Origin of the sequence: Nitrobacter sp. 62-13 (assembly GCF_001896955.1) — a bacterium.
Lineage (GTDB): Bacteria > Pseudomonadota > Alphaproteobacteria > Rhizobiales > Xanthobacteraceae > Nitrobacter.
The window spans coordinates 1-1,534 of record NZ_MKRN01000034.1 but is presented as its reverse complement, the minus strand read 5'-3'; the positions used below and the strand labels follow the sequence as shown (position 1 = coordinate 1,534).

At 59.4% G+C, this 1,534-nt stretch carries 2 protein-coding genes and 1 pseudogene; 1 reads left to right on the top strand and 2 read right to left on the bottom strand.

Annotated elements, in window-relative coordinates; translation table 11 throughout:
• Together BGN91_RS04445 and BGN91_RS04440 are read right to left on the bottom strand one after the other, a co-directional pair.
• The coding region (locus BGN91_RS04445) for an enoyl-CoA hydratase-related protein (protein ID WP_292610883.1) at positions 1–286 on the bottom strand (286 nt) is incomplete at its 3' end.
• A gap of 183 nt (positions 287–469) precedes the next feature.
• Positions 470–1,069 carry a LysE family translocator gene (locus BGN91_RS04440; RefSeq protein WP_292610881.1) on the bottom strand — a complete coding sequence of 200 codons (600 nt, stop codon included), beginning with the start codon at positions 1,067–1,069 and terminating at the stop codon, positions 470–472.
• Between the two features lie 254 nt (positions 1,070–1,323).
• Between BGN91_RS04440 and BGN91_RS04435 the strand changes: the two are divergent.
• Positions 1,324–1,534 (top strand): annotated as a pseudogene (locus BGN91_RS04435) (gamma carbonic anhydrase family protein); the annotation flags it as partial.

Genomic DNA, 1,534 nt, shown 5'->3' with positions numbered 1-1,534 from the left:
AGCTAAGTCGCGAGGGTCCCATCGGAGGCAATTCGCTGCGCGACCATCGCTCCTGTCCTCCATCTGACGAGATCTCCTTCAGGTCGGCGCCAGCGCAGAAGAAATCGCCCGCTCCAGTCAGCACAGCTACCCTCGCCGCTGCGTTCCTCTCAAAATCCTTGAAGGCGTGAGCCAGCAAAACCGCCGCCTCGGTATCCACGGCGTTTCGTACCGACGGGCGATTGATCGTGATGATCCAAACCGCACCGTCATCATCGCACGTGATCTTTGGCGATTTCGCCGCCATAGCTTGCGCTGCTCCACCCATCGAAGACACCATCCCTGCTGAGCTGAACAGCTAGCTGCCCCAGCCGGTAACGTGACAATGGCCGGTGAGGCCGAGACACTGTCGAAGCCTCCACTGCCGCGGCCGTCGCCGCAAATGAATTGCGCTCAAACGCCGTTGCTCGCATTTCAGTCCCGGCGAGGATCAGAGCCACAGAGGAACGATGGAGAGCACAAGGGCGATCGCCAGGAGGCCATTCACCGCGTGCCACTGTCGCTCCGTCCTGAGAAGCCGAGAGAGCAATAGCCCGCATATGCACCAGACCGATAGCGAGATTGCGCCCGCCACGCCAAACGCTAACCCCATAATGATAGCTAGGCTTGTCGCCGATGCCGTTAGATTGGCGAACGCGGCGGTGGCGGCGAGCACCACTGTCCAAGCCTTGGGATTGAGCCAGAGCAGGAGAAGACCCCCAGCGACCCCGATGCTAGGGCGCTCGGAAGCCGTCGCGCTGGGAGGGCCGCTTCTGGCAATCATCCAGGCAAGCCATAGCAGGTATGCAGAGCCCAGCCCCTGCATGATCATCTGAATCTGCGGGAATGTATGAATCGCCGTCCCAAGGCCGATAGCGGAGCCAGCACCAAGTGAACATAACCCGCCTGCCATGCCTGCGATCAGCGTAATGCTCCGTCTGAAGCCATGCTGTGCGCCCGATGCGACAGCGAGCGTCGTGGCCCCTCCAGGCGTGATCGTGGCAATCACCACGAATGCGATCAGGGCTGTCAGAAGTTCGGGATGGTCCATTTATTGCCGATCGTGCCGCTGTCACGACATCATCCGGCTCGCGGTTCCCTCTCGCAAATGAGAGTTCTTCACCCGCACGCAACACGGTTTCACTTTCGGTATCTATTGCTCGGATTAGGATGCATAAAAACTATTGAGCGCCACTAATGCTATATGGTCACCGAGGCAAGTATCCGATGATCGCATCATCAGCTTGGATCGCACCCGACGCTTCGATTTGCGGAGACGTTAGTATCGGCGAAGGAGTGCGGGTGATGCATGGAGCCCGCGTCATTGCGGAGAGCGGTGGACGCATCGAGATTGGTGCCAACTGCATCGTGATGGAGAATGCTGTCATCCGAGCGACGGCAAAACATCCGTGCTCAGTAGGCGAGCACACCTTGATTGGGCCAATGGCGCATGTTGTCGGCGCCACGGTCGAGGATCAGGTGTTCATCGCGACGGGTGCGGCGATCTTTCACGGAG

Coding starts and splice junctions, on each gene's coding strand:
- BGN91_RS04440 (WP_292610881.1), bottom strand. CDS start 1,069: ATGGACCATCCCGAACTTCTGACAGCCCTGATCGCATTCGTGGTGATT.